The sequence below is a fragment of the Actinoalloteichus spitiensis RMV-1378 genome, from assembly GCF_000239155.1.
In the GTDB taxonomy this organism is placed as follows: domain Bacteria; phylum Actinomycetota; class Actinomycetes; order Mycobacteriales; family Pseudonocardiaceae; genus Actinoalloteichus_B; species Actinoalloteichus_B spitiensis.
The window spans coordinates 1-6,695 of sequence record NZ_AGVX02000238.1 but is presented as its reverse complement, the minus strand read 5'-3'; the positions used below and the strand labels follow the sequence as shown (position 1 = coordinate 6,695).

5 protein-coding genes and 1 pseudogene are annotated in these 6,695 nt (G+C 73.2%); 3 read left to right on the top strand and 3 right to left on the bottom strand.

Annotated elements, in window-relative coordinates; translation table 11 throughout:
- A pseudogene (locus ACTIDRAF_RS0211910) lies at positions 1-313 on the top strand (hypothetical protein); the annotation flags it as partial.
- Complete coding sequence (locus tag ACTIDRAF_RS33785) at positions 285-515, top strand: hypothetical protein (protein ID WP_157162991.1); 231 nt, start codon at positions 285-287, stop codon at positions 513-515. The pseudogene ACTIDRAF_RS0211910 and the gene ACTIDRAF_RS33785, both read left to right, overlap by 29 nt.
- Before the next feature lie 521 nt (positions 516-1,036).
- Here the strand turns inward: ACTIDRAF_RS33785 and ACTIDRAF_RS0211905 are convergent.
- Positions 1,037-2,305, bottom strand: coding sequence for an MFS transporter (locus ACTIDRAF_RS0211905; RefSeq protein ID WP_026066013.1), 1,269 nt, complete (start codon positions 2,303-2,305; stop codon positions 1,037-1,039).
- A gap of 388 nt (positions 2,306-2,693) precedes the next feature.
- On the opposite strand from ACTIDRAF_RS0211905, the gene ACTIDRAF_RS0211900 reads away from it, so the two are divergent.
- Entirely contained in the window at positions 2,694-3,701 is a 1,008-nt protein-coding gene (locus tag ACTIDRAF_RS0211900) for a GlxA family transcriptional regulator (RefSeq protein WP_016698964.1), read from the top strand.
- Positions 3,702-4,158: 457 nt separating this feature from the next.
- On the opposite strand, the gene ACTIDRAF_RS0211895 is transcribed toward ACTIDRAF_RS0211900, so the two are convergent.
- Positions 4,159-4,923, bottom strand: coding sequence for an SDR family NAD(P)-dependent oxidoreductase (locus ACTIDRAF_RS0211895; protein WP_016698963.1), 765 nt, complete (start codon positions 4,921-4,923; stop codon positions 4,159-4,161).
- Positions 4,924-5,185: 262 nt separating this feature from the next.
- Positions 5,186-5,893, bottom strand: coding sequence for a thiaminase II (tenA, locus tag ACTIDRAF_RS0211890; protein WP_016698961.1), 708 nt, complete (start codon positions 5,891-5,893; stop codon positions 5,186-5,188).
- Positions 5,894-6,695: the final 802 nt, after the last annotated feature.

The following is a 6,695-nucleotide window of genomic DNA, read 5'->3' as shown; positions in this document are numbered from 1 at the left end:
TTCGGACCTGGAGGTGGCGCTGCTGCGGGAAGCGGGAAGGATCGGACCCGAGACCGTGATCGCGACCACCGTGCATGCCCTCCAGGTCGTCGACGAGGACCTTCCCGAGTCGGACCACGACGTCAGCGTGGACCTGATCGTCACCCCCGAGCAGGTGATCGAATGCGGCCCGGGGCGACGCCCGGTGGGGCTGATGTGGGAGCGGCTTCCCGCCGAGAAGATCGCCGCCATCCCGGTGCTGCGACGGCGCGCCGCGGACCGGCGGAGCCGCTCCACTCACCTGGGTGACGGACACCGACCCGGCCGGGGATGAGAACGTCATGATCGACGAGGAGAAGCGTGTCGGCTACCTGGTCGAGGCAACCGCGACGCGGGGGTGCAAGCGTGTCGCGGTTGGCCTGCTGGGCCGCGACGAAGCCGGTCGTCCTCTGCTGGGGGCGTGCAGCGTGGCCTACCCGTTCGTACGACTTCGCGGAGCCACACCAACGGGAGATCACAAAATGGTCACGCGCTAGCATCAGTGCAGGCGGTAAGGGTCTGCCCCGCGCAAGCGGGGGTGAGCCGGCGCGGATCAGCTTGGTCGGCGCCACGCAGGGGTCTGCCCCGCGCAAGCGGGGGTGAGCCGGACGTGGAGCGCATCGGGCGGCTTCTGCTGGAGTCTGCCCCGCGCAAGCGGGGGGTGAGCCGTCCGCCCGCCGGCAGATCGGATTCGATGGCTAGTCTGCCCCGCGCAAGCGGGGGTGAGCCGACTCCGCTCCGGCTCGTCTTGACGTCGAGGAGGTCTGCCCCGCGCAAGCGGGGGTGAGCCAGCTGGGGCACCCTTCTTGCTGTTCGAACGTCTGGTCTGCTCCGCGCGAGCGGGGGTGAGCCGTGCGCTGCCGACTTCCGGGAACGCGGGTCATCCGACGGGCTTTCCCGCCTGGGCATCCGCCACCAGTGAAGCCCGCGCGCGGGCAAAACCTGTTCGCTGGTCGGACTCCGGGCTCGGGCGCCCTCCCCCACTTTCCACACGAGGCCCAGGCGGTCGCTCAGGGCGTCACCTTTCGGTCCGGCTGGCCCAGAGCAGAACCGGCACCAACAGGAGGGCGAGGAGGCCGCCGGCGAGGGAGAGGACCTCGTAGCCGCCGGTCGCCATCACCACACCGGACATCGCGCCGCCGCCCGCTCCGGCGAGGGAGACGAGCACGTCGATGCTCCCCTGGGTTCGCGGCCGGTTCTCCGGGACGGTCGCGTCGACGACCAGCGCGGTGCCGGAGATCAGTCCGAAGTTCCACCCGATCCCGAGCAGGACCAGTGCGAGGATCAGCAGGCCGAGCGAATCGCCGGGGGCGAGCGCGGCGACCACGCCCGCCGCCAGGAGGGTCACGCCCGAGGCCGCCGCCATCCGGGTGCTGCCCACCCGGTCTACCAGCATGCCGGTGACCAGCGACGGCAGGTACATCGCCCCCACGTGCAGGCCGATGACGAGCCCCACGGCGGAGAGGTCGTGGTGGTGGGCGCGCATGTGCACCGGGGTCATCGTCATGATGGCGACCATCGCGATCTGGGTGAGGACCATGACGGCCGCGCCCACGACAGCGCCCACCCGTGGTTTCGGCGCCGCGTCGCGTGACCTCGGGTCGTCCCGGGCGCGTTCGGCCTCGTGGAGGGCGCGGGCCAGCAGGTACGGGTCCGGGCGCAGCAGGACGACCAGGACGAGCCCGGCCGCCGGGTAGGCGACGGCGGCGAGGAGGAACGGTCCGGCCAACCCGGGCAGGCCCAGGGTCGTCGCGAGCCGTCCGAGCGGATCGACGAGGTTCGGGCCGGCGACCGCGCCGAGCGTGGTGGACACCATCGCGACGCTGATCGCCGCGCCCCGGCGGGACGGGGGCGCCAGATCCGCGCCGGCGTACCGGGCCTGGAGGTTGGTCGCGGTACCGGAGCCGTAGACGAACAGGGACACGAACAGCAGTGGAACGGATCCGGTGGCCGACGCGATGACCACCCCGGCCGCGCCGAGTCCGCCGGCGGCGAAGCCGAGGCCCGCGCCGACCCGGCGTCCCCACCGTTGGACGCACCGCCCCACCAGGAAGGCGGCCAGTGCGGATCCGAGGGTGAACAACGCGGCCGGCAGTCCGGCCAGCCGGTCGGAACCCAGCATCTCCTCGGCCAGCAGTGCTCCGACCGTGACGCCGGCGGCCAGGCCGGCTCCGCCGAGGACCTGACTGGCGACCACGGCCCGAAGAGTCAGCCGGTGCACCCGGTGGCGGTCCGTTTCCCCCGGTAACGGCGTGGTCGCACTGTCCGGGGCCTCCGGGACTGTCAACGTCGATCTCCTTGTTCGGGCGGCATCCGATGACGCCGCTGGTTCCCCTCCGCCCCGTTCCGCCGGCTCCGCCGGGAACCGGCCCGCCGGGAGCGGCGCTCCTCATCCGTACTCGACGCCGCTCCGGTCGGACCTGTCCACGGGCTGGTTCCTGGGAGGTGGGGCGGGCTCCTCGGGTGGCGGTTCGATGAGGGCCCCCGGTGGTGATCGGGGCGCGGCGGGTCCGACGCGCGGCTCCGCCGCGACGTGCCGGTGGGGGTGGGCCGGGCAGCGGCCGGGCGACGAGGAGCCAGGGGTGGGATCAGTGGTCGTTCGCACCGGGACAGCCTCACGTGCCGGACAGCCGCCCGCGAGTGGCAGGAAGGACAACCTGTGTCAGGATTCGGCCATGAGTGGTGCTCCCGGGTGGGGGGAACGGAACGTCGAGCCGCACCGGGTGGTGGTGTTGGCGATCGACGAGGTGGTCGGTTACGACCTGTCGGTGCCCCCGCAGATTTTCGGTGCGGCCAGGCGCGGTGACCGCGACCTGTACGACGTGCGGATCTGTGGGGTGGACCGCCGACCGGTCCGGGTGGAGTCGGGGTACACGGCGGTGCTGGACCACGGCCCGGAAGCGTTGGAGGACGCCCAGACGGTGATCGTTCCGGGTACGCGGGCGAGGGGGCCGAGGGTGGCCGGGGCGCTCACGCCCGACATCGCCCGGGCGCTGGCGCGGATCCCTGCTGGTGCCAGGATCATGTCGATCTGCACCGGCGCTTTCGTGTTGGCGGCGGCGGGCCTGCTCGACGGCCGGCGTGCCGCGACCCACTGGGCGCACGTCGCCGCCTTCCGCCGGCTCTACCCCCGGGTGGAGCTGGACGAGGACGTGCTCTTCGTCGACGACGGGGACGTGCTGACCTCGGCGGGGTTGGGCGCGGGCGTGGACCTGTGCCTGCACGTCGTTCGGTCCGACCACGGCACGGCCGTGAGCAACCTGGCCGCGCGCTCCTGCGTCGTCCCGCCCTGGCGGGAGGGCGGGCAGTCGCAGTTCATCGAACGCCCGTTGCCGGAGACCGGGGAGGGCAGTACGGCGGCGACCCGGGACTGGGCGGTGCGGCATCTCGCTGACCCGCTCGACGTGGCCACGCTGGCGGGCCACGCCTCCATGAGCGTGCGCACCTTCAGCCGCCGGTTTCGGGCGGAGACCGGACTGCCGCCGGGGACGTGGTTGATCCAGCAGCGGATCTCGTACGCGCGGCGGTTGTTGGAGACGACCAGTCTCCCGGTGGACCGGGTCGCCGTCGAGTCCGGTCTGGGAAGTGCCGCGTCGTTGCGCGCGCACCTGAACGCGGCGATCGGCGTCAGTCCGCTGGCCTACCGGCGGACCTTCGCTCCCCCAGCCGGGGCGCCCCGCTGATCAGCCGGTCGGGGCACCGCGCACCCCCTGACCGCCAGCGTCGGGCGGTGCGCGGAAATCCGGGCGGGCCGTGCTTCGCGTCGACATCCCTCCCGGGGGCAGGTGGCCCCCGGGGGCGTGCGGCGGGACTGGTCGTCGCGTTCCCGGTATCCGGGCCGGGGCGGTGGTTGCCGTCCCGGTGGGTTCGCCTCGGCAACGCCCGCCAGTCCCGCGACTGGAGGGGGTCGTCTCCCTCGGCCCTGGGGACGTGGCGTCGTGGTGGCCGTTCCTCCGCCTTCCCCGTGTCCCGCCCTCGACGGTCCGGAGGGGGTCGCCGCGCCTGGCCCCACCCCGGTCGCCTCGGCGGCCGCCGCCCGGGGCGCGACCCGCCGCGAGCCGGTCCTGGTGGACGTCCAGCCGTCCCTTTGGTAGGGACTCCGCCCTGCGGCGGGCCGACATGGCAGGGCCGTCCGGCGTCTCACCAGGTGCTGTAGCCGCCGTCGGCGACGAGGACGTGTCCGGTGACCGCGCTGGCCTCGGCGGAGGCGAGGAATCGCACCACCTGGGCGATCTCGGTCGGTTCGGCCAGCCGTCCCTGCGGGATCTGACCGCGCCAGCCGGCGACCACCTCGGGGTTCTCGCTGCCGACGGCCTTGAGGATGTCGGTGTTGGTGTATCCGGGGGCGACGGCGTTGACGCGGATCCCCTCCGGTGCCCATTCGGCGGCCAGCGAGCGGGTGAGCGCGATGACGCCGGCCTTGGTGGCGTCGTAGCCGATGTGCGGATCGGCTCGGGGGGCGCGGAGGGCCGCCACCGAGGACACGTTGACGATCGCCCCTCCCCTGCCGCGCATTCGCCGGCCGAACTCCCTGGCCGTGTAGAACGGTCCGGAGAGGTTCACGGCGACCGTTCGGTCCCAGGTGTCGTCGTCGTAGTCGAAACTGGCGCCGCCCAGGACGATGCCGGCGTTGTTGACCAGGACGTCGACGTGGCCGTGTTCGGCGACGACCTGGTCGGCGAGGGCGGCGACGTCGGCGGAGCGGGTGACGTCCAGCGGTCGGGCCAGGACGGTGGCTCCGGTGGCGGCGTTGATCTCGGCGGCGGTGGTGGCGGCGGTGTCGGCCCGGATGTCGGCGACGACCACGGTCGCGCCCTGTTCGGCGAAGGACCGCGCGATGGCCGCGCCGATGCCCTGGCCGGCTCCCGTGACCACCACGACGTTCCCGTCGAACCGTCCTGTCATCGCGCGCTCCTCCCGGTATGGATGAGGTGGCGGTCACGGTATCCGTGTGGAGTGTCCTGTTCGGGCGGGCTGGGAGGGGTTCCGGGGGGGCCGGTGCCGGAACGTCGAGGCCGTCACGGCGTCCGTGCCGGTGGTGGCACGCGCTCCGCGGGCTGGTCCTGCTCGGGATACCGCTCCCCGGGGGCGCCGGCGGCGAGGCGGCCGTACCCCGCTGCGCGGCGCGGGACGTGACCGGGTGGGGGGACGCCCGTCGGTGGTCGGATCAGCGGGGCGCGGGGAGGAACCGCCGGGTCGGCCACTGCTCGCGCCGGTAGGCGCTGTCCCAGAACAGCCACTCGTACTCCGACGCGCGGGTGAAGGCCCTCGCCATGGCGGCTCGTTCGGCGGCGCCGGCGGACTCCGCCGCCCGGTCCACGGCCTGCCGGCACCGGGCGACGGCCTGCCCGAACTCCTCGTCGGCGTAGGTGTCGATCCATGCCTGGTAGGGGTGGTCGGTGGTCCGGTGCGCTCCGGTGCGCTGGCGGCGGACGATGTCGGTGCCGACCTCGTGGTAGACCCAGAAGCAGGGCAGCAGGCCGGCCATCAGCTCGCCGACCGAGCCGGTGGTGGCCAGCGCGGCCAGGTACGAGGTGTAGGCGAGGCACGTCGGTGAGGTTTCGATGCGGTCGAGGTCCTCCTGGTCCAGCCCGTAGCGGGCGAAGTAGCCAGCGTGGAGTGCCCGTTCCACCTCGATGGCCTCCCGGGCGGCTCCGGCGAAGAAGGCGACGTCGTCGACCTCCGGTGCGCGGGCCGCGGCGGCGGCCAGCGCGCGCCCGAACCCCACCAGGTACCGCGCGTCCTGGGCGAGGTAGAACTGGAAACGGTCCCGGGAGAGGGTGCCCTCGGCGAGTTCGACGTTGAACGGGAGCAGCGGCATCTCCCGCTGCAACGCGGCGGTCTCGTCCCACAGGCGCGCGGAGAATCCGGTCATGCCCGGCACGTTGCCAGGCCGCGTCGTTCCTGTCACCCCCGGTGCCGTGGACCTGGGTCGATGCGGAGGCGAGGGCGCCCTGGGTCAGGGCGCCGGCTGCTCGTGGTCCGGTGGGGAAGGGCGGGTGCGTGTTCCGACGTCGGAGGGCGGGGATCGAGGGCGGACCACGTCCCGGTCGGGTCCTCCTGGTCCCGTTCGATCCCGTCCAGTGCTCGCCTCGCGGCCTCGGCGGTGTCGCTCGGGGTGGTGTTGGGGCAGCGGACCGTGTCGGGCGCGTGGCGGTGCGCGGCGTTGGCGACGCGTTCGAACAGCGGGAGGTTCTCGGGTGCCGCGCGGATTCTGGCGCCGACCAGCACGCTGGGTCCTCGTCGGGTGGGTTCCCGCCCGACTCGTTCGGCTGACGTTCACCGAGAGGATCAGAGCCTCACCTCCAGCTCCGGCATCCCGGTCGCCACGGCACCGGGCGGAGGACCGGTCCTCGACGGGGACACCGACCTCCGGTTCGCCCTGCCCGTGCAGCCGGTCGAGACCAAATGGTGACGCGACCAGCGGGTGGGCTGGTGAGGTCTGTTCCGGGAAGCGCACGTCCGGTGCGGCCTGCCCGTCACCACCCTCCGGTCGAGCACGGTCCTGCGCACAGCCACCACGGTGGCCAGCTCAACGTTCCGGACAAGTGCACCCGCCTCGGGCACGGTCTCGTCACGGCAGCGTTCCTTCTACCGCGCGCATGACGAGGGGAACCGTCAACGGGCCCACGACGACGGGCTGGCCGTCGTCTTCACGACCGCTGCGGTCGTGGCGG